Here is a 23,756-nt window from a genome sequence, read left to right as displayed (position 1 = left end):
CTTTTCAAAAGAAATAGTCGCAACATATCGTTACGACTATTTCTTTTCTATATCTTATTCTATACGCTTTACAAATTTGCCTGTTGCTCTATTGTCGAGAAAAAATTGTTCGTTCCAAATATATTTTGCTTCGGAATAATATGTTCCACCGCAAACACTGTTACTTCTCCTCTTTGTACCTCTCCAATTATAAGCCCAAATATTTCATGATTTACCGCAAACGTTGGTTGCTTTGTTTGTAATAGTCTTTCTGCATTATGAAATACCGCTTCATATAGTGGATTTCTATCAGTAATTTCTTTTCTGATTTTTGGTGCTAACGTAATAATGATTTCTTTTCCGTCAATAGTGGTTCGATACATAAAAATCTCCCCTTCAATCTTATGTGAACAACTGTAAAGCTTTGTATGCAAAATGGATTGAATATCCTACTAGAATAATACCTGCTCCGGCTGTTATATAGCCAAGTGCTTTTTGCTTTAATAAAGTTCTGCCAAAATGGACAGAAAAAGCAATATTTAAATTCCATAAAATAATACCAACGATAATACAAAGACTGTACAAAAAGGCTTCTTGTTTCGTTACCTTCGTAAGCAATGAGCTAAGTGTACTTCCGTATATACCAAACCAAAAAACAAGATTTAATGGATTGGATATTGCAATTAAAAAACCTGCCATAAACGATTGTTTAAGGCCGCCTACCTCTTCCTTTTTATATTCCATATTCAAGTGAGAAATTCCTTGTTTTACACTTTGAAATCCTAAATAAAATAATAAGAAAAACCCTGTGCAATACATAAAAGCTTGTACATATGTATACATAAACAGAGAAGATAAACCGAAGTAGATGAGAAGCATAAACAAAATATCTGCAGTCATGCCACCAATTCCAACAATCCAGGCATGCCAAAAACCTCGTTCAATTCCTCGTTTTAACATTTCAATATTAATCGGACCTACCGGCGCCGCTAATGAAATTCCTAATACAATTTGTTGTATAATCGCTCCAAACATCGCTCTATTCTTCCTACTTCCTTTACTATTACGTAATGATGTAATGTTTGAAAATAGACTTGCTTTCATCAAAATATATACTACTAAAATACCCTTTTTTATCCAAAATATGCAAAAGAGCCATTTAGATGATGGCTCTTACTTTTCTATCTTATGAAGAAAAGGACATTTTCCCTTTATCGACTCTACATCGTCCCCTATAAAATATTGTTTCCATTCCCGATGTTCCGGATCACCATAATGACTAATGTTAGGATATTTCGGCAACTGATCCCATTTTTCAACTCGATCTCGGACCGTTTGTCTTGAATATGCTCCTTTAGGACGGTCGCCTTCTAATCCATCAAAAATGGTACGCGGCTGAAATCCAATAACGAGAGAATTTCCTAAATGCCTAGTTTTTCGTTGTTTATAAGCTGGTGCATTTCCAAATGCAAATATCGGTTCCCCGCCAAATGAAAATTCCCATAAGTAGTGATCTGGGTCTTCCGGAATTTGCTTCGGCCACGTTTGATCATCGTTTTCATGTAAATATTGTAGTACTTTCCAAAAGTAATCACGATAATATTCGATTGATTGTTCCTCATATTCCGGCTCCACAAATAGAAAAAAGCCTCTTCTAACAATTGGTCTCTCTTTCATTAACTCTAAAAAAGATAACATTGTATGCGGCAAATGACTCCAATCATTATGAGATAGAAAGGAATAGCGAAGTTCATTCTTTTTCAAAGCAGTTACACCAAAATAACATGGGAAAGTTGGTTCTAATACGACGTTAGAAAAATTTTCAAATTCTTTTGCAACCCAATTCGGTATATCCGTTCTCATTCTCATTCCTTCATTATCTAATAAATAAGACTTATTCATTCTTTCACCTCATTATGTATAGCATTCAATTAAGACTATTACATACTTGGCCTGTCCTATACCTATTTAAAAATTTGGCTGAAAAATTATTTAAAAATACAAAAAAATAAAATCGCTTACTTGACTAAATTCTCCCAATTCGTGTATATTTAAATTAATCATTTAGCAGAATATTCAAGATTATAGCATTTTTAGTTTATATTATCTTTTTAAATGAATTTCACTAAATGAAAAAAGCAAATGTTTTTAGGAGGAATTGTAACATGCAAGGAAAAGTAAAATGGTTTAACAACGAAAAAGGTTTTGGATTTATCGAAATTGAAGGCGCTGACGATGTATTCGTACATTTCTCTGCGATTCAAGGCGAAGGCTACAAAGCTTTAGAAGAAGGTCAAGAAGTATCTTTCGATATCACTGAAGGAAACCGCGGACCTCAAGCTGCTAACGTAGTAAAACTTTAATCCAACATATAACAGGAGGTTACCTTACTTGGTAACCTCCTTTGTTATTCCTTTGTATATTTCCGTTTTACAGAGCAAAAACTATGTGAAATGCGCAATATACAAAGGAGGCAGTAACAATGGGATCAGAAGTAAATGATTTTGAAGAAGTGAAATTCCGTGTAGAAACAGCACAAAAAATGGTGGGATCAGCGACAATTTCAATGGATCCAGATACATTAGAACACGCTACTACTGCTGTAGAAGCAGCTCGCTCTCAGCTTGAAATTATGAAATCTGTTGCAACTGATTTAGATGAGCCATTTTTAATGAACGAGGAAAAGAAATTAAATAAATGTGAGCATCAACTAAACGAAGCAAGACACTAAAAAACATCCAGAGAATTTTCTCTGGATGTTTTTTCATGACAACTGTTCCCCATACTTTTTCAATGTTTCTCCAACTGTACATTGCCTGATACAAAATGAATGAGCATAATACTTACTATTTGTCTTTCGATTATGTTCTCGCAAAAAACATCCTTCACAATACGTTTCTAATAAGTCATTTACCTCTGTAATGAGTTGCTTTTTATCCACCGTTGCACCTCTCTATTCGGTTATTTCTTTATGACTATCAATGACTGTTCCTTCTAATGCTTGTGTTGCCAATTGATGTGCTTCTTTATTTTGTTTTCTAGAGATTGGCTCACATACAAGTTTTAATTTCATTTGCTTCGCTTTTTGCTCAATTTGGTCTAAATAATGATTTAAATGTTCATCATAACAAGGCCATTCCCCGGCCAATTGTTGCAGTACAACTTGAGAATCCCCGCGAAGTGTAACCGCTTCATACTTAATCCCTAATTCCTCGAGTATATTCATGCTATATAGTAATGATGCGTATTCCGCTTCATTGTTATCATATATGCCTTCTATATATGCATTACGGCGAATTCGGTATTTTGCATTTCCTTTTTTATAGTATACACATATACCTACCCCAGCTTCTTTCGTCTGTACATCATAACCACCATCAAAATAAACGAGTATTTCTTGGGGTTCTTCCTCCACTTGTTTACTCAGCTTTTTCATTTCCTTTAATAACCATTCTGTATCCATTTCATCGTAAAATAATAATTCCTTCACTCTTCCTGTTTTCTCGAAATCCTCCGCAAATTGAAGTGCTTCTTCTATGTTCATATAATCTGTCATTAATTCCGTCTGCAAACCGCGCTTTGTTTTATACAACCAATGAATTTTATATTTCATACTAGATTCCCCTTATGTAAGACTTCTTCAGCTAATGAAAGCCTCACTTTATTTTATTATATTTTATCAAGAGTCACAGAATTATATTCAATATACTCACATGTAAAAAAGAGCTATCCCTATAGGAATAGCTCTTTCATCTATTACATAAATCTTTCAAATTGTACTCGTTTATTAATCCAGTACATTACAGGCATACCAATGGCCATGACAACAAATTCACCGACTGCACATGTTAACCAAGTCAACATAAATGGTAAATCAAATGCAAGATGAAGTTCAATTGCAATCATAAACATTGTAATTGTAAAGATAACTGTATTAAAAATCATACGAGCCCAAACACCTTTAATGAATCGCATAGAAATAATGGTTGCAACTAATGCAAGAATAGATTGCCCTACTCCAAATACTAAATCGTAAGCGATCATAGGTGAGAAAAAGAGATTCGTTAAAAATACACCTAATACAATTCCGTAAATTGCTTTCTTATTAAATACAACGAGATGATTAAACATCTCTGAAATACGAAACTGTACATTCGTAAAGCCAAATGGCTGAATAAGCATAGAAACAGCAATATATAATGCCGCTAAAATACCATTACCGACTAATGTTCTAATATTCATGACAAAATCTCCTTAGTTTTTTTACGTGGGATGGTTTCGAACCACGTTATTCGTTTTTTAAGCAACAAGATTATATTTTACGCGGTAGCCCCCCTTTCGTCAATAGATTCCTATCATGAACTACCTTTTTTCTTTTAGACAACGTATAATGAAATATATGAAAGATTTAGGAGGTTTTACTTCATGACTGCAACAATTCAAAACGAAAAAGTGATCGTTTCCATATCCGACAAAGGTGCAGAATTACAAAGCGTTCGCTTAAAAGAAGACAATACAGAATACTTATGGCAAGGTGATTCTACTTATTGGGGACGCCGTGCACCAATTTTATTCCCTATCGTCGGCCGATTAGTAGATAATACATACTACGTAGATGGTAAGCCTTATTCTTTAACACAACACGGCTTTGCTCGTGATCTTACATTCACTGTAAAAGAACAAAGTGAAACGAAAATCACTTATATCGTTACTAGTAATGAAGAAACATTAAAAAAATACCCATACGAATTCGAATTACTCGTTTCTTATGAGCTAGATGGACAAAGCGTTCATGTAACATACGAAGTAAATAACCCTACTTCAAAAGAGATGTTCTTCTCAATCGGGGCGCATCCTGGTTTCAATTTCCCGTTATTAGAAGGCGAATCATTTACAGATTACCATCTATCATTTAATGGTTCTGAACGCTTAGAAACAAGTGTATTAGAAGGACCTTACCTTTCAAATAAAAAGCAATTAATCGCTGAAAGTACGAATGAATTACCACTTACATATGATCTATTTAAAAACGATGCGCTTATTTTTGAAAATATGAATACGGATGAAATCTCTATTCGTTCTCATAAACATAATAAATTTGTAAAAGTAGAATTTGACGGATTCCCATTTGTCGGCGTATGGACACCAGGCGAGAACGCACCTTTCCTATGTATCGAACCTTGGTACGGGATCGCTGATGAAGTAAATCCAGCAAAAGATTTCAAGGAAAAAAAAGGAATTCAATCTTTACAAGCGAATGAAACATTTACATGTCGTTATAGTATTACAATCGGCTAATTGCCCTATCCCCTACTGCAAAGAAACATATAAGTAGGGGATCATCTTATCATTTGGAGGTTTCTCATTTTGATTGAAGTATATATTGATGGTGCATCAAAAGGAAATCCTGGTCCTTCTGGTGCAGGAGTATTTATTAAAGGGGTTCAACCAGCTGTACAATTATCATTGCCCCTTGGGACAATGTCCAACCATGAAGCAGAATACCACGCATTACTTGCGGCATTAAAATATTGCACGGAGCATAATTATAACATTGTCTCTTTTCGTACAGATTCGCAACTTGTCGAGCGAGCTGTTGAAAAAGAGTACGCAAAAAATAAAATGTTTGCACCACTATTAGAGGAAGCACTGCAGTACATAAAAAGTTTCGATCTCTTTTTTATTAAGTGGATTCCAAGTAGTCAAAATAAAGTTGCTGATGAGTTAGCTAGAAAAGCTATCTTACAAAATTAACGGGGGTATGAGTGTGAAAAAAGATTGGATTGCTCCTCTCGCTTTACTATTTGTCTCTTTTATTTGGGGAGCTACGTTTGTCGTCGTTCAAAATGCTATGTCTTTCGTTGGCCCATTTACTTTTAATGGTATTCGCTTTTTATTCGCTGGAATTATTTTATTATTCGTTCAAATACTTTTCTCAAAAAAAGCTTCAAAACAACATATAAAACAGAGTAGTCTCGCTGGATTAATCGTTGGGTTCTTTTTATGCGTTGGCTACGTCTTACAAACATTCGGCTTACTTTATACAACTTCTTCAAAAGCTGGTTTCTTAACAGGGCTTAGTATCGTTATGGTACCAATATTGTCTTTTATTTTTTTAAAACAAAAAGCTACCATTTTTATCGTAATTGGCATTGCGGTAGCAACAGCAGGTTTATACTTATTAACGGCTGGTGATTCTTTTCAATTAAACATTGGAGATATACTCGTTCTCGGTTGTGCAGTTGCTTTCGCTGCTCATATTCTTGTTAACGGCTTCTTCTCTAAAAAAATATCACCTTTATTGTTAAGTACATCGCAAGTATTAGCTGTCGGTATGTTTTCTTCTATTTGCGCCTTTTTGTTTGAAGATTGGGAAAAATTATTTTCAGTAGCACTATGGACGAATTCTTCCTTTTTATTTGCGCTATTTCTAACTTCCCTATTCGCAACATCCATTGCTTTTTTCATCCAAACGTCAGCACAAAAACATACGTCTCCAACGAGAGTAGCTATTATTTTCGCAATGGAGCCCGTTTTTGCTGCCTTAACAGGCGTTCTCGTTGCAAACGAACAACTTTCTATCTCTGCTATTATCGGATGCCTATGTATTTTCCTAGGTATGGTTTTCGTTGAATTACCTTCTAAAACAAAAAAAGAAGCGCAGGCTGCGTGAAGTTACGCTTGTAACTTCCGCATAAAAGCCTTAGCGCTTTTTTTATCTGTAATCTCTTCTTCTTTCAATCGTTCTAATAGCGCAACAAAATAACTGCCATCAAACTGCAATTGATGTTTAATTGTCGCTTCTATTGCTGCGTTTACAATGCCATCAGATGCACCCGTATATCCTTGTCCGAACATAATAAACCCTTGCGCTTCCTCTGATAGTTTAAATCCTTTCGTATGTAAGAATGAAAGATAATCTTCTACTGTTTGCATGATATTCCCACCTACTCAAAAATTCTCCACTTCTTATCATACATGTTTTTACACGCTATGAGAATGAAATTTATTTGACAACTTTGTAAATCAGCCTATACTCCACTTGCAATGGAGGATTTCCTTATAATATGGAGGAATATGTACAGTGGAACTTATTTCATACTAAAGGGGAGACACGATGGAACAAGCACTATTAATCATTGATGCACAGCAAGAATTAATGGATGGTAATGAACAAGAAAATGAAGTTTTTCGTAAAACTGAGCTATTAGCCACACTAAATACAGCCATGCAGAAAGCAATAGTTGCCAATGCCCTAATTGTTTTCGTAAGAGATATCGATGTTGCTTCTGGTAGCGGAGAAGGATTTGAAGTACATAATCAAATTCAAGTACCTCAGTCTGCAATCCTTATTAATAAAGCCGCAACAAATTCATTCTATGGTACTTCTTTACTTGAACTGTTAAAAGAAGAAAAAATTAACCATATCGTTATAGGTGGATGTAAAACAGAACATTGCATCGACACCGCTGTTCGAACAGCAACTGTAGAAGGATTTGATGTTACATTAATTAAAAACGGTCATTCCACAACTGATTCTACTGTGTTGTCTGCAGAGCAAATTATTGACCATCACAATAAAATTCTCCATGGTCATTATAATATTAATCATTTCTCAGTTGTTAGAGATGTCGAGGAAAATCTTTTTCAACCTATTCATGACCAATATCGTGATTAAATGAACGAAAAAAGAATCCTTACGTGAAAAGGATTCTTTTTTAGCCAAAAATTTGTGCTGCAATGCTATATAACTCATTATTTCTTTTTAATAATTGATCGCTATTTTTCATCATTATTGGTGGTGTATTAACCTTTTGAAAACCAATAATCTGTAATTCTTTCATGAAATCTTTCTTTCCTTCTGGTACATCAATTCTTAATTTACCATGATGTCCTCTTGCTAAATCATGTACAATTCTCATTGCCATTGCATCATTTTTAGCAGCGATCGGTCCTATTATTTTATTTTCTGGCGTTTGTATACTTAAACCGTAACCTAATATATTTTGTTCCTTATCCTTTACAACAGTGCACTGTTCACTTTGCATAATTCTTTTCTTTAAAAACTCTTTTCTATTTGTTCCAAATGCATCTTCATCTATTTTTATTATTTTTTCTAAATCACTTACTTCATAATTCATCATATAATCTTCATTTCCTACACAATGATTATTCACATTGTACGAGTTACATATGTATTTAGAAACATAACTAACAGACCTAAATCCTAATTTTTCATATAAAGGCTTCCCCTCATCCGTAGCAATGAGCATAATTGGAGTTCGAGCTGATACACTATTCATGCAAGAATTCGTTATCGCCTTTCCAATCCCTCTTCCCTTGTAATCCGGATGTACAATTACCATTCCTATTGATGCTAACGCCTCTCCGTATAATATAATTGCAGCGCTCGCAATCAGTTTTTTTCTCTCATTCCATACGCCATATACAATACCTGAGTTGAAAATCGTTTCAACTTCTGCTCTATTATAATCCCAACCAATATAGGAAGATAACACTACAATATCCTCTATATTTTCTTTTTTAAGACGCTCCACTCTCATTTCCAAGACAATCATTCTCCATCTCTTTATCTAGACTTTTAAACCATTCTTCCCGAATCAACTTGTACATGTTTCACTTTATCTGTTACACACATATCCTATTTTGACCAAGACTATATTGTAAGTGAGGTGACAACATGCCCATTACGAATCGATTTTCTACCACCACTAACGGCGCACTTGCGATTACCGGAAACACACTCGGTTTAAGTAAAATCAGTAATCAAAACCGTGCTGGTACAATCGGGGCAATTGGCGCATTTATAACTACGAATACCGCTTTACAAGTTCCCACTTTTCCTGCCGGCACAACTTTAAACTATACACAAAATAGTTCTACCGCTATTTTAAATATTCCTGCTGGTAGTACAATTCTTTACGCAGAACTCATCTGGGGCGGCAACTACTTATCTCGTGATCAAAACATTACAAGTGTTTTAGGAAACCCCGTTTCTTTTACAACACCTGTTTCAACATACTCGATTACTCCTTCAGCTGTTACAGCTTCCAATCAAACATTCGTTTCTGGATCTATCACATTTGGATTCTATACACGTTCTGCAGATGTAACATCCCTCATTCAAGCGGGAGGATCTGGCTCTTATACAACCGGCTCTGTCCCTGGACTTGTAGATCCTATAGATGCTTCTAATGGAACAATTAATTCGGCTGGATGGACGCTTATCGTCGCTTACCGAAATGGAACATTACCTGCAAGAAACTTAACCATTTATGTGGCAGGCAACCGAGTTTCTGCAGAAACTGGTAGTGCCGATGTATCTGTTTCAGGATTTTTAACACCTGCAGGAGGACCTGTAAGCGGGCGATTATTTTTAAGTTCTATTGAAGGAGATGCAGATATAACAGGGGATCAAGCATTATTTGGACCAAATTTCAGTTCATTAAATGCTTTATCTGGGCCAAATAATGCTGTAAATAATTTCTTCGGTTCTCAAATCAATAATGCTGCAGGGAACTTAGATACAACTGGGACATTTGGAACGCGAAATCAAAGTGCTTCTACAGGCACAAACATCTCCGCTGGAAGACAGGGCTGGGACATTACTTCCATTGATATTTCTCCTTATTTAACAAATTCTCAAGTGTCCGCCGCAATCCGTTTAACGACTAACGGAGACGCTTATATGTTGAATACAGTCGGTTTACAAATCAACATAAATTCACCTAATATTCAAGCAACGAAAAGCGTAAATAAAAGTGTTGCGGCAATTGGGGACGTTCTCACTTATACAGTTACTATCCCTAACACCGGACTTCTTCCTGCCAATAACGTTATTTTTACAGACATTTTCCCTAACGGTACTTCCTTTATACCTGGTACTGTAACGGTAGATAATGTCCCGCAAACGAACGCAAATCCCGCCGCTGGTATATCTCTTGGAACCATTAATAACGGGGCTTCTCGTACAGTAACTTTCCAAGCTACTGTCGTTTCTCTTCCAAGTCAAAATCCTATCTCTAACACTGCTAATATTACATTTCAATATACACCAATTGCCGGAGGAACAACCTTTAATGGTCTTGCAACAAGCAACTCTGCTGGAACACAAGTTAATCTCGCAGATATTAATGGCACAAAATCAGTTAACAAACTTTTTACCGATATTGGTGAAACGTTAACTTACAGTATCGCCTTAGCTAATATAGGAAATATCGCTGCAACTAACGTTATATATACGGATCCGATTCCTAGCGGGACTACTTTCATTCCGGGGAGTGTAACTGTTAACGGAGTTACTCAGGCTGGGGCAAATCCCGCTATTGGTATATCAATTGGAACGATTGCTGCTAATTCTACAACTACTGTTTCATTTCAAGTACTCGTTCCTTCTATTCCCCAAACAAATCCAATATTAAATAGCGGGACAACAACATACCAATACATTCCTGTGCCAAATCAACCAGCAGTAAATGGGACTGATACGACCAATATCGTATCTACTCAAGTGAATAACGCTACTGTAACTATGGCAAAAGCAGTAGATAAAAATTTTGCAGATATTGGTGATACACTAACGTACACCGTTTCCTTTACAAGTACAGGTAATACAAATGTGAACAACGTTATTTTTACAGATGTTATTCCTATCGGAACAACTCTTGTTCTAAACAGTTTAACAATAGATGGCACGACACAAGTGGGCGCAAATCCCGCTAACGGTGTGAACATTGGATCAATCCCAACTGGTACAACAAAAAATGTTTCATTTCAAGTAGTAGTAAATACAATACCCGCTTCAAATGTCGTATCTAACGGATCAAGCGCTTCTTATCAGTACACCGTCAACCCTAGCCAATCACCCGTTACAAAAAATATTTCTTCTAATCTTGTTTCCACTCAAGTTAATAATGCGGATGTAACATTAACTAAATCAACAAACAAACAATTTGCCACAATTGGCGAAACAATCAGTTATACAATCCTTATTACAAACAGTGGAAATACAGCTGCAACTAATGTACAACTAACAGATCCACTTCCAAACGGAACGATATTGACTCCTGGTACTGTAACACTAAACGGCGTTTTGCAAAATGTAGATTCTCTCGTTGCTTTACCCATCGGTACAATTCCTGGCGGAGCTACTGTTACCCTTTCTTTCCAAGTAACTGTCATCAATATTACCGCCCAAAATCCTATCATTAATAATGCTTTCGCCTCTTATCTATATACTGTAAATCCAAGTCTGCCACCAACTTCAAAAACGGCAAATTCTAATTCTGTTACATCTACAATTAGACTAGCAAACCTTCAAGCTACTAAATCTGTAGATAAAACGTTTGCGGAAGTTGGGGATGTATTAACTTATACCTTTTCTCTTACAAACGATGGAAATGTTGCGGCGAACAATGTAGTACTATCCGATTCAATTGCGAATGGCACTGCCTTTGTACCGAGCAGTGTTATAGTTAACGGTGTTACTCAACCAGGTGCAACACCCGCTACCATCAATATTGGTAGCATCAATGCTAACACTACCATTACAGCTTCATTCCAAGTAGTAATCATTAGCATTCCAAACCCAAATCCTATTTCAAATAGTGCTTCTATTTCCTATAACTTTATCGTTGATCCAAACGCTTCGCCTGTAAGTAAGAACACAACTTCAACCACTACATTTACGCAAGTAAATGACGCAAATGTCATTTCAGCAAAAACAGTGGATCGAGCGTTCGCTACTGTTGGGGATGTATTAACTTATACCATTCTTTTAACAAATGCAGGAAGCGTTACTGCTGATAACCCAACTTTCGTAGATATAAATCCAGATGGCACTACCTTTATCCCAAACACTTTCCTTATTAACGGTGTACTCCAAAATAACGCAGATCCGAACATTGGTGTTCCATTGCCTTCCATTCCTGCTAACGGTGAAATTACTGTTTCTTATCAAGTAACTGTCACCTCTTTACCAGCTCAAAACCCAACAATAAATTTATCTAGTACACAGTATAGTTTTATTTTAAATCCAGGCGATCCCCCAACTATCGAAACATCTTTAAGCAACACTGTAAGTACACAAATCAACTTAGCAAATGTCGTTATTGTCAAACAGGTAGATATAACTATTGCTGATGTTGGGCAACCAATCACATATACAATTGCTTTAGCTAACACTGGAAATAGTCCAGCAAATAATGTTGTCGTTACCGATTTACTCCCTCCTGGCACAACTCTCGTACCAAATAGTACTTTTATAGGCGGTGCTTTACAGCTAGGGGCGGATCCAAGTGTCGGTCTTCAAGTTGGTACGATTCCAGCAGGCGGCATTACAACAATTGTTTTCCAAATTAGTGCAAATAGTTTACCTTCACCAAATCCAGTTCAAAACAGTGCTTCACTTCAATATAGCTTTATCGCTGATCCAAGTTTACCTGCTGTTGTTAGAAACGCTACTAGCAATATAGTAACGACACAAATTAATACCGCTAATATTGTTGCTACGAAACTAACAAGTACAAATTTCGCTGATGTTGGCGATGTCATAACTTATGCAACAATTTTAACGAATAACGGCAATATCCCTGCCTCCAATGTAACGTTTACAGATATCATTCCAACTGGTACCATCTTCCTTCCTAATACTGTAACGATTAACGGTGTCCCTATAGCTAATGCAAATCCTGCTAATGGCATTTTAATTGGTACGATAGGAGCGAATTCATCACGTACTGTTTCATTCCAAGTTTCTGTACCAACTATTCCTAGTCCAAATCCGATTACGAACCAATCGAGCACTACATTCCAATACACGTACGACCCATCCAAGCCAATTGTAATGCAGATGGTAGCCTCTAACACCGTACAGACAACTATTAATAATGCTACTATTACCGCTACAAAATCTACGGATAAACAGTTTGCTAACGTAAATGATATTATTACGTACACGACTACTTTAACGAATAGCGGGAACACACTTGCATCAAATGTAGTATTTACAGATGTAATTCCAAATGGGACATCATTTATTCCTAATAGTGTAACAGTAAACGGGAATACATTCCCTAATACAAATCCAGCAAGTGGAATTGCAATTGATCCAATAAATCCGAATGCAAATACGACAATCTCATTTCAAGTAATAGTAAATTCCATTCCTAGTCCAAATCCAATCCCCAACCAAAGTAATACAACGTACCAATATGTCGTAAATCCTAGCTTACCTCCAGCATCCGCCAATGCGTTAAGTAACGTAATAAAAACTCAAATTAATAATGCTACTATTGTCGCTACGAAATCAGTAAATACGCCGACAGCTGCAATTGGTGATATCGTAACCTATACGATTGCAGTTGCAAATACGGGAAATATTCCCGCTAATGCTACTGTATTAATAGATGGACTTGGACCAGGTGCCTCCTTCATCCCAAATTCCGTGACGATAAATAATGTTTCACAACCTGGCTTAGATCCTTCACTAGGAATTCCGTTAAACGACATTTCACCAGCAGATACTGTATTTGTTACATTCCAAGTACAAATACTTGCAATCCCCTCTAGTGGCACTTTAACAAATAACGCCCTTGTAAATTATGAATATACAGTGAACCCAAACCAATCACCCACTGCTGGTAGTACTGTAACAAACACGACCGCTACCCCAATTGTTGACGCTACTTTAGTTTTAAATAAAAATGCGAGTACAACTTTCGCTACAATTGGTGATACGATTACATTCACTTCATCTGTTACAAACACAGGTAATACTACTGCTAATAACATTGTTTTTACAGATACAATTCCAAACGGAACTGCCTTTGTCCCAAATAGCTTTAAAATAAACGGTGTAACCGCCCCGAATGCAAATCCACAGAACGGTATCAACATTGGTAACTTGAATGCAAATGCATCGATTACACTCAGTTTTCAAGTAAACATTACAACGCTGCCAAACCCTAATCCAATTCCGAACCAATCATCGCTTCAATATAGATTTATTGTTGATATAAATGAACCGCCTGTTTCACGAACAGTTCAATCCAATACAACTTTTACACAAGTAAATACCGCTTCCGTTATCGCAACAAAAACTGCAAGCAGTGCATTTGCCGCTGTTGGCGATACAATTACGTATACAACTATCCTCACTAATAGTGGAAATGTTACTGCAAACACGCCTGTTTTTACCGATATATTACCACCTGAACTTTCATTTGTGCCTGATAGTGTACAAATTAATACCATTCCAAAACTTGGATTTAGACCAGATAGCGGGATTTCTTTAGATCCAATTCCAGTTGGAGGAATGACAACAATTAGCTTTCAAGCGATCGTTGGCTCAATACCAGCTACAAATCCAACGTTGAATCAATCTAGTACGACATACTCTATTATTGTGGACCCTACCGAGCCACCAGTGACAGAAACAGCTACAAGTAATCCAACTTTAGTTCAAATTAACGAAGCAATTATTCAAGCAACGAAAAGTGTGGACCGTATCTTTTCTGACGTCGCACCTGGAAATTCATTTTTAACGTATACTGCGTTGTTGGAAAATGTAGGGAATACAACTGCTACTAATATCATTTTTACAGATCAGATTCCAAACAATACAGTATTTATAGAAGATAGTGTTCGAGTGGGCGGTGTTTTATTACCTGGGGTAAATCCAGCAAATGGCATACCAATTGGGGATATTATTGCAGGAGATTTTATAAACATCACTTTTCGTGTGCAAGTAGTTAGCATTCCGAATCCAATTTTCACAATTGGGCCTGGGGGGCCAAATTCACCGGTTGTAAATAGCGCTTCCATTGATTATCAATTTATGACAGGACCTAATTTACCACTTGTTTCACGAAATACGACATCTAATTCTGTTTCGACACAAATAAATTCTGGTGAAATTGTAGCAATCAAAACTGTAGATAAAACTTTCGCAACAATTGGGGATACACTTTCTTATACCATTTCATTAAGTAACCCTGGAAATGTCACTTCACAAAATATAATTTTCACGGATGTTTTACCTGAAGGAACAACATTTATTTCTGGAACACTTACAAACGATACTGGTACACAGCAAATCGGAAATCCTGGAAACGGAATACAAATTGGAAATATAAATCCAGGCGAAACTGCTAATATTACACTTAACGCACTTGTTACAAACATCCCAAGTATAAATCCAATTTCTAATTTTAGTTCCGTACAATTTGAACATGTAGTTGATCCTAGCCAACCTTCTGCATTACAAACAACTATATCAAATACAGTTTCAACAACCATTAATAGTGCAATATTAACTACAACAAAAAGTGTTGATAAATCTATTATTTCCGTCGGGGATACACTTACGTATACAACGACTATTACGAATATAGGAAATACACCCGCTACAAATATAACTTTTACAAGTTCGATTCCTCCTAGTACTACTTTTGTACCAAATTCGGTCACAATAAATGGCATACAACAACTGGGTGCACAGCCAGCGCTTGGAGTAAACATACCAAATATCGCTCCTAGTGAAACAGTAACTGTTACTTTTCAAGCAAATGTTATTGCTGTTCCCCCTTCAAGCTCGATTATGGGTAACGATACGATTTTATATTCTTATACTGTTGATCCAAACGGAACTCCTGTTACAACTTCTACTTCAACGAATATCGTTACAAACCCTGTACTAGATGCTATGATAACGATGGTGAAATCTGTAGATCAAACACTTGTAACGCTAGGTGATACCATTACCTATACGACAATCTTAACGAATAACGGTAATACAAATGCTACGAATATTACTTTTACTGACCTTATACCAGATGGTACAACGTTTATTACTGATAGCGTTACAATAGATGGCATTACACAAATTGGGCTTAATCCTAATACAGGTATAACAATTGGAGCAATTGCTCCTAACAGCTCAATAGCAATAGCATTTCAAGTTACCGCTACTTCTACACCAGCCCAAAATCCTATTGCCAATTCCGCTACTACTTCTTACACATTTATCGCTGATCCTAATGCCCCTATTGTTTCAAGGACCGTTACTTCAAACACAGTGTTCACTACGATTAATACAGCTACCATTCTTTCATTAAAACAAGTCGATAAATCCTTTAGTCGTATTGGAGACACACTCACTTATACTGTCGCTTTAACAAACAATGGAAACTCATCTGCGCAAAATGTTATATTCACAGATACCGTACCGAGCGGAACAGCATTTATTGCAGACACATTTTCTATTAATGGAATTCTTCAAAGTGGTGCAAATCCAGTGAACGGTGTAAATATCGGAACTATAACAGCTGGGACTACAGTAACAATTTCGTTCCAAGTTACTGTAACGTCATTACCAACTGAAAACCCCATTGTAAATTTCTCATCAACATCGTACCAATTAGTCTCACCGCCTGATGCAGAAACTTCAATTAGCAATCCTGTTTCAACGCAAATTAAAGAAGCACTATTATCCATGACGAAAAATGAAAGTGTATCCTTTGCAGATATCGGGCAAACTGCTTTTTACACTACTTCTATTTCGAATATAGGAAATACAGATGCAACTAATATTGTATTCACAGATGTATTACCAAATGGAGTCACATTTGTTCCTAACACATTAACTGTCGATGGTGTTTTACAACCTGACGCGAATCCAAATACAGGTGTATTACTTGCAACACTTCCACCTAATGAAATATATAGTATCGTCTTTCAAGTTACAGTGAACAGCATTCCCCCTATTAATCCAGCACCAAATACAGCATCAACAACATATGAGTTTACTGTTGATCCTGTTAATCCTCCAGTATTAAGTGCGGCTACTTCCAACACTACGCTTCTTCAAATAAACAACGCAAATATTATAAGTACAAAAACAACAGATCTTACTTTTGCGGATGTTGGTAATACAATAACATTTACACTTAACCTCCCGAATACAGGGAATGTGACTGCAACTGATGTTACAGTTATCGATACGCTTGATAGTAATTTAACTTTTGTTCCAAACAGTTTCACAGTTAATGGGCAAACCATTCTAAATGCTGATTTATCTACTGGTGTAAATATCGGTTCAATTAACGGTGGTACTGCGGCAATTGTCACATTCCAAGCTACCGTTACAACCCTACCAATCAACAATCCTATTTCTAATTCAGCTCTTACAACTTATCGTTACATTGTTGATCCAGACCAGTCACCTATTACAACTTCCAATCAATCTAATACAACGACAACACAAATTAATAGCGCTATTCTTACTGCACAAAAAAGCACAAATGTATTTACGGTAGATATCGGGCAAGATATTGTCTACTCCGTTACAATTACAAATAGCGGAAATGTTAATGCAACGAATGTTATTTTTACCGACGTTATTCCAGACGGAACTTCCTTTGAACCAAATAGTTTTACACTTAATGGAACTATTATCGAAAATGCAAACATCATTACAGGCGTCCCAATTGGTGATATCGCGCCAAACGAATCTGCCATTGTAGAATTTCATATTACTTCAAATGAAATCCCGGCTATTAATCCAATTACTAATCAAGCTAGCGTTAGCTTTCAGCATATCGTTAATCCAGCTAATCCTCCTGTTTCAAAAAACATTACTTCAAATAGTGTTACAACAACAATTGAAAGTGCTATTTTAACTACTACTAAAATCGGTGATAAAGCTTTTGCAACGATTGGTGATACAATTACGTATACAACTACGATTACGAATACTGGAAATATCCCTGCCAATAACGTTATTTTCTCAGACCCGATACCATCGTGGACACAATTTGTTGCAGGATCCGTTATTGTTGATGGCACTCCATTACCATCCGCTTCTATCATTGACGGTATTGGCATAAATACGATCATTCCAAATCAAACTGTAACAATCATATTCCAAGTTCAAATCGTAAGCAATCCACCAACATTCACACCTGAACTCCAAAACTTAGCATTTGTTAACTTCCAATATAACGTAGGCAATGCATTACAGGCTCAGCCTGGCAATGTGGAAACGAACGTCTTCGTTACTTCTATTCATTCAGCAATACTTTCAGCTGTAAAAACTGCTAGTACAGCCTTTGCGAATATTGGAGACACAATCACTTATACCGTTTTAATTCAAAATAGCGGCAATACAAACGCTACGAATGTAAATTTCTCAGACCTCATTCCAGCTGGAACGACCTTTGTTGAAAATAGTTTTGCTGTAAATGGAAATACCATTCCAGGTGCAAATCCAAATAACGGAGTTAATATCGGAACCGTTAGTACGAACAGTTCCTTAACCGTTACTTTCCAAGTCATAGTTACATCTACTCCGCCTTCAAACCCAATTACAAACGTTGCATCTATTCAATTCGCATTCATCGTTGATCCGGCCGCTCCTCCTGTTACAGGCACAGTAACTTCTAATAGTGCTTCTACACAAATTAATAACGCTACTGTTACAACGCTTTTAGAAGCAGATCGAACAATCGTATCTATTGGAGATATAATTACGTACACTGCAACATTAACAAACACTGGAAACTTCCCTGCAAACTCGGTATTACTCATTAACGGTGTTCCTGAAGGGGCGTTATTTGTTCCAAATAGTGTCACGCTTAACGGGATTTCACTTCCAGATGCAAGTCCAACTCTCGGTATTCCAGTTGGTATTATCGCACCAGGTGATTCTGCTACGATTACGTTCCAATTTCTTGCAAGCTCTATTCCACCGCAAGGGGCAATTATAAATCAAGCACTTACAAGTTACACATATATTGTCGACCCAAGTCAACCTCCAGTTACAGCAACATCTTCATCTAATACAGTTACTACAGCTGTCGTTGATGCATCGCTATCTGTAATTAAAAATACAGATTCCATCGTACAATCTACTGACGGTACAATCACTTACACTGTCGTCATTCAAAACAACGGGAATACAACTGCAAATACAGTTACTTTAACAGATTTGGTCCCAGAAGGAACTGCATTGATTCCAAATAGCGTGACCATTAATAGTATCTCAATTCCAGGTGCCGATCCAAACGTAGGAATACCAATAAACTCCATTGCGCCGTCAGAAATCGTCACCGTCACATTCCAAGTTATCGTTCAATCTATTCCAAGCGTGAATCCAATTTCTAATATAGCCCGTATTGACTATACTTTTATCGCGGATCCAACTGCTCCTATCATCTCTCGAACAATTACTTCGAATCCAGCTTTCACACAAATTTCAGATGCGAATGTGCTTTCTTTAAAAGCCGTCAATGCACAACAAGCAACAACTGGCGACATTTTAACGTACACGATAACATTAGAAAATACCGGAAATATTCCAGCTACAAATCTCATATTTTCAGATTCGATTCCAGCTGGGACTACATTCATAGAAAATAGTTTTACACTTAACGGAGCAGCTATACTGGGTGCAAATCCAAATGTAGGTGTTACTTTGCCTAACCTAGCAGCAAACGCTACTCATCTTATTGCTTTCCAAGTTCTTATTAACGATCCATTCTCGCAACAATCGATTACAAATCAATCTAATACAACATATACAATTCAACCAGATCCAGGGCAACCGCCTATTACTGAAACATCTACAAGTAATATTGTCATTACAAATTTCGTGCAAGCACAATTGACAATTACAAAAACGTCCAATCCAATAACTGTAGATATTGGCGGAACTATACTTTATATTTCTGAAGTGAAAAATAGCGGCAATGTTGACGCAATAAATATTATTTTTACAGATTCGATTCCAGTTGGGACTACATTCGTTCTCGACAGTGTCATAATTAACGGTGTACTTCAGCCTGATGCAAATCCCGAAAACGGAATACCAATTGGAACGATTCCACCAAACAGTTCCAAAACAATACTATTTCAAGTACAAACAAATAATCCACCTACTGAAACCGAAATTGTAAATCAATCTTCAGTAACTTACCAATATGTAAGTATTCCTACAGCTCCACCAGTGAATCGCTCTGCAAATTCTAACATTGTTACAACATCACTTCAAAATGTGAATATTATTTCCGTTAAAAGCGCAGATGTAACTTTCGTATCCATCGGGCAATTTATTACCTACACAAATACGCTACAAAATATCGGAACGGTTCCAGCTAACAATACAGTGTTCATTGACAACATTCCAGAAGGGACTATATTCATTGAAGATAGCTTATCAATAAATAATGTCATTCAGCCTGGTACGAATCCTGAAAATGGAGTAACTCTCGGCACGATACAACCAGATGAAACAGTCACTATTTCATTCCAAGTACAACTTACAAATATACCAGAGGGCAATACAGTCATTAACATCTCAGACACTTCATATGAATACCAAATTGACCCTAGTTCTCCAATTATTCAGCGTAGATCATTATCAAATGCAGTAAACACGGAAGTCCGTACAGCAAATGTTAGTGCAATTAAATCTGCTAACAGATCCATTACACGCATCGGTCAAATTATCACATATACGATCGCAGTTACAAATGCTGGTACAGTACCTATTACAAATACTCTCCTAATTGACGCAATCGCTGCTGGCACCACATTCGTTCCAGATAGCATTCTTGTAGATGGCATACCAAGACCTAACGAAAATCCAAGTACCGGAATCTCCCTTAATATTATCCTTCCAAACAATACAATTATCGTTACATTCCAAGTAAATGTAGACTCGATACCTTCTCAAAATAACATGAATAATATCGCCGTCATCCACTATGAGTATCAGCCAGACCAAAGCTTACCACCAATTTCAGAAACGATATCTTCCAATAGTACAAATATACAATTTATTGATGCTATTCTTATCGCTACAAAATCCGCTAATACAGTATTAGCTAATATTGATGAAACCGTTGTATATACAGTCTTTATTCAAAATAACGGATCCACTACAACTAACTCCATCTTTTTTACTGATATTATAGAAGATGGAACAGTATTTATTCCAGGGAGTGTAATAGTTAACAATACTGTCCTTCCTGCAGCAGATCCGAATATCGGCTTCTCCATTCCTAATATTATGTCAGGTCAAGCGACTACAATAACGTTCCAAGTTTCCGTTACGAATTTACCTGCTGCAAACCCAACACCTAATACCGCAAATATCGTCTACGACTTTATTTTCAACCCTGACTTTGCACCCATTCAAAAATCGACTACTTCCAACACTACTTTCGTTCAAATTAATGATGCTGATATCGTTTCACTTAAAACTGTTGATTTGACTTCTGTAACAATTGGTGATGTTTTAACTTATACAACAACTTTAACAAATACAGGGAATACGGATGCCACTGCCGTTGTATTTACAGACAGTATTCCTGGTGGAACAACCTTTATAGACGGTAGCGTTTTAGTAAATAACATTCCGCAGCTTAATGCCAATCCAAGTACCGGTATATTGGTAGGAACGATTGCTCCTAACATTTCTATCCCAGTCACATTTTCTGTTACTGTCGTAGCGCTTCCAACTAGCGGCCATGTTCAAAATCAAGCAACTTCTCGTTATACGATAAACGGAGAAGAACAAATATCGACTAGTAACATCACTTTCACTGAAGTTATTTCTGCTAATATAATCGCAGTAAAAACAACGCCTATCCAATATGCTGACCTACAAACAATTATCCCTTACACAATTTCCATCACAAACAATGGGAATATACAAGTAGAAAACATTATCGTTACAGATATCATCCCGGCAAATACGAGCTTTATAGAGAATAGTGTTATTGTGAATGGCAACGCTCGTCCAAATGACAATCCACTTAGCGGGATACCAATTGATAACATTCCGCCTAATACGACAGCAACTGTTCTATTCCAAGTACGGGTTACTTCGATTCCACAAACAAATCCAATCTCTAACACAAGTACAATTGAATTTCAATACACGTTACCAAATCAACCACCTATTACCAAAACTATTATTTCATCAGCTGCTTTAACAGAAATTAATCATGCGAATTTGAATAGTAATAAAGCTGTTGACCTTGCATTTGCAATGGTCGGTGATACGTTAACGTATACGATTACACTCAATCAAACTGGTAATGTTGCAGCAAATGATGTAATCATTCAAGATATGATTCCTCAAGGTACTACATTTATAGAAAATAGCGTTATTGTAAACGGAGAGGCTCTTCCGGGAGTGGATCCAGCAAGCGGCATACCAATTGGTACTATAATTGTAGATGGAGACGCTATCGCTTCATTCCAAGTAACTGTGACTTCTATTCCAATACGAAACGAGCTCAACAACCAAGCAATCACTACTTTTAACTATATAGTCAACCCAAATAACGTACCTGTTACAAATACGACGACAACAAATACAGTCACAACAGCCGTTCAAAATGATAATATCATTGCGATAAAAGCTGTTGATTTCACGAGTGCCTTACCTGGTCAAACTTTAACGTATACCATTACGATTACTAATAATGGTAATATCACTATTGAAGATTTTCTTCTAGTAGACACGGCACCTGTAGATACGACATTTGTTATTGGCAGTGTTACGATTAACGGAATCAATCAGCCTAATGCGAATCCTGAAAATGGTATTACGTTAGGAACTCTTGCTCCTAATGACTCTGTTATTATTACATTCCAAGTGACAATATCTTCTTCTACTCTTCAATCTACAATCAATAACGATGCTACTATTTTCTATACGCCTATTGTCGGTCTAATCGAACCACCTATTACAATTACAAGGCAAATAGATATCGTCACAAAGCAAACAAATACTGTTACAACGACAATCATTGATCCAATGGTTCATATTGAAAAAACGGCTAACAAATCTATTGTCGTTTTAGGAGATATTCTTACTTTCACGTTAGAGATATTTAATGATTCTCCAATCCCAACAGTAAGTACTTCCGTTATAGATACCATTCCAGCTGGTACAACATTTATAGAAAACAGTGTTACGCTTAACGGTACTCCGGTTCCAAATGTCCGTCCAGACACAAGTATGAATATCGGATCTTTACCTGCAGATGCAGTAGCAATACTAACATTTAAAGTGCTCGTAACTTCTATTCCTTCAAACAGTTCAATTATTAATTCTGCAACAGTTACAGCTGCTTTCCAATTGACACCTCAGGAGCCGATTATTACTTTTATCGTTAATTCGAATATTGTTCGTATACCAGTTCAATTCGTAACTGCGACAGCCACGAAAAGTGCTTCCGTCACTTCAGCTTATTTAAATCAATATTTTGATTACACGGTGCGTATTACGAATACTTCCGAGATTTCACTCTCAAATCTTTCTTTACAGGATGCCATTCCAGCAGGTTTACAATTTATAAACGGCACTGTCTTCATTAACGAAGAACGCTCTCCACTAGCGAATCCGAATATCGGTTTCCTAGTCGCTACTAATTTGGAACCAAACGAAACAATTATCGTGTTATTCACAGTGCAAGTGATAAATCCGCCCGTTAATAATGAATTTAAAAATAGCGCAAATGTTTCATTACAACTTCAAGTCTCGCCTACTGACCCACCAATTACAGTAACTGTTACAAGTAACGAAAACATCGTCACCTTTGTTCCAGAAAACCAAGATGAAACACTTCCAAATTTAAATTGTTTCTTTGATGGTGAACGTTTTGTACGCATTACTCCTCGAAATATACGAAACTACTTTTGGACTTGGATATGGTGGCGTTAATAGATAAAATTAAAAGCGTGCA

Annotated in this window: 15 protein-coding genes and 1 riboswitch; of the genes, 7 read left to right on the top strand and 8 right to left on the bottom strand. The window is 36.5% G+C overall.

Annotated features, from left to right (window positions below; translation table 11 throughout):
- Positions 1 to 68 precede the first annotated feature (68 nt).
- From ACVWY7_RS13695 to ACVWY7_RS13685, 3 genes are all read right to left on the bottom strand, one after another.
- Complete coding sequence (locus ACVWY7_RS13695) at positions 69 to 362, bottom strand: hypothetical protein (protein ID WP_000286370.1); 294 nt, start codon at positions 360 to 362, stop codon at positions 69 to 71.
- A gap of 19 nt (positions 363 to 381) precedes the next feature.
- The gene (locus ACVWY7_RS13690) at positions 382 to 1,014 is read right to left on the bottom strand and encodes a LysE family transporter (RefSeq protein ID WP_033681768.1); all 633 of its coding nucleotides are present in this window, start codon (positions 1,012 to 1,014) and stop codon (positions 382 to 384) included.
- Positions 1,015 to 1,152: 138 nt separating this feature from the next.
- Positions 1,153 to 1,881 carry a YqcI/YcgG family protein gene (locus ACVWY7_RS13685; protein ID WP_456523836.1) on the bottom strand — a complete coding sequence of 243 codons (729 nt, stop codon included), beginning with the start codon at positions 1,879 to 1,881 and terminating at the stop codon, positions 1,153 to 1,155.
- A gap of 263 nt (positions 1,882 to 2,144) precedes the next feature.
- Here ACVWY7_RS13685 and cspB point away from each other — a divergent pair, with 263 nt between their 5' ends.
- Both cspB and ACVWY7_RS13675 read left to right on the top strand, forming a co-directional pair.
- Positions 2,145 to 2,342 carry a cold shock-like protein CspB gene (gene cspB, locus ACVWY7_RS13680; protein WP_001161727.1) on the top strand — a complete coding sequence of 66 codons (198 nt, stop codon included), beginning with the start codon at positions 2,145 to 2,147 and terminating at the stop codon, positions 2,340 to 2,342.
- 119 nt (positions 2,343 to 2,461) lie between these two features.
- Positions 2,462 to 2,710 carry a DUF2564 family protein gene (locus ACVWY7_RS13675; protein WP_000534392.1) on the top strand — a complete coding sequence of 83 codons (249 nt, stop codon included), beginning with the start codon at positions 2,462 to 2,464 and terminating at the stop codon, positions 2,708 to 2,710.
- Positions 2,711 to 2,743: 33 nt separating this feature from the next.
- Here ACVWY7_RS13675 and ACVWY7_RS13670 read toward each other — a convergent pair whose 3' ends face one another.
- From ACVWY7_RS13670 to ACVWY7_RS13660, 3 genes are all read right to left on the bottom strand, one after another.
- A complete protein-coding gene (locus tag ACVWY7_RS13670) occupies positions 2,744 to 2,920 on the bottom strand; it encodes a zinc-finger domain-containing protein (protein WP_000358801.1) in 177 nt (58 codons plus the stop codon).
- Between the two features lie 12 nt (positions 2,921 to 2,932).
- On the bottom strand, positions 2,933 to 3,592 hold the full coding sequence (locus ACVWY7_RS13665) for a ribonuclease H family protein (protein WP_000875524.1): 660 nt from the start codon (positions 3,590 to 3,592) through the stop codon (positions 2,933 to 2,935).
- A 143-nt stretch (positions 3,593 to 3,735) separates the two neighbouring features.
- Positions 3,736 to 4,221, bottom strand: coding sequence for a QueT transporter family protein (locus tag ACVWY7_RS13660; RefSeq protein WP_001026469.1), 486 nt, complete (start codon positions 4,219 to 4,221; stop codon positions 3,736 to 3,738).
- Between the two features lie 6 nt (positions 4,222 to 4,227).
- Positions 4,228 to 4,272: riboswitch (PreQ1 riboswitch) on the bottom strand.
- A gap of 132 nt (positions 4,273 to 4,404) precedes the next feature.
- Here ACVWY7_RS13660 and ACVWY7_RS13655 point away from each other — a divergent pair.
- The 3 genes from ACVWY7_RS13655 to ACVWY7_RS13645 all read left to right on the top strand — a co-directional run bounded on the left by ACVWY7_RS13655 (position 4,405) and on the right by ACVWY7_RS13645 (position 6,652).
- Positions 4,405 to 5,277 carry an aldose 1-epimerase family protein gene (locus ACVWY7_RS13655; RefSeq protein ID WP_073522660.1) on the top strand — a complete coding sequence of 291 codons (873 nt, stop codon included), beginning with the start codon at positions 4,405 to 4,407 and terminating at the stop codon, positions 5,275 to 5,277.
- Positions 5,278 to 5,346: 69 nt separating this feature from the next.
- On the top strand, positions 5,347 to 5,733 hold the full coding sequence (locus tag ACVWY7_RS13650; protein ID WP_000573873.1) for a reverse transcriptase-like protein: 387 nt from the start codon (positions 5,347 to 5,349) through the stop codon (positions 5,731 to 5,733).
- A gap of 13 nt (positions 5,734 to 5,746) precedes the next feature.
- The gene (locus tag ACVWY7_RS13645; RefSeq protein WP_000711143.1) at positions 5,747 to 6,652 is read left to right on the top strand and encodes a DMT family transporter; all 906 of its coding nucleotides are present in this window, start codon (positions 5,747 to 5,749) and stop codon (positions 6,650 to 6,652) included.
- 2 nt (positions 6,653 to 6,654) lie between these two features.
- Here the strand turns inward: ACVWY7_RS13645 and ACVWY7_RS13640 are convergent, their stop codons facing one another.
- On the bottom strand, positions 6,655 to 6,915 hold the full coding sequence (locus ACVWY7_RS13640) for a DUF6123 family protein (protein ID WP_001195212.1): 261 nt from the start codon (positions 6,913 to 6,915) through the stop codon (positions 6,655 to 6,657).
- Between the two features lie 181 nt (positions 6,916 to 7,096).
- On the opposite strand from ACVWY7_RS13640, the gene ACVWY7_RS13635 reads away from it, so the two are divergent.
- Positions 7,097 to 7,657: a cysteine hydrolase family protein gene (locus ACVWY7_RS13635; protein ID WP_000434135.1), complete on the top strand. Its 561-nt coding sequence runs from the start codon at positions 7,097 to 7,099 to the stop codon at positions 7,655 to 7,657.
- A 40-nt stretch (positions 7,658 to 7,697) separates the two neighbouring features.
- Here ACVWY7_RS13635 and ACVWY7_RS13630 read toward each other — a convergent pair whose 3' ends face one another.
- A complete protein-coding gene (locus ACVWY7_RS13630; RefSeq protein WP_073522658.1) occupies positions 7,698 to 8,558 on the bottom strand; it encodes a GNAT family N-acetyltransferase in 861 nt (286 codons plus the stop codon).
- 122 nt (positions 8,559 to 8,680) lie between these two features.
- On the opposite strand from ACVWY7_RS13630, the gene ACVWY7_RS13625 reads away from it, so the two are divergent.
- Positions 8,681 to 23,734: a DUF7507 domain-containing protein gene (locus tag ACVWY7_RS13625; protein ID WP_456523835.1), complete on the top strand. Its 15,054-nt coding sequence runs from the start codon at positions 8,681 to 8,683 to the stop codon at positions 23,732 to 23,734.
- Positions 23,735 to 23,756 lie beyond the last annotated feature (22 nt).

It is taken from the genome of Bacillus sp. TE9106W (assembly GCF_054062215.1).
The sequence above is the reverse complement of the archived record's forward strand: the minus strand, read 5'-3'. Positions and strand labels throughout refer to the sequence as shown.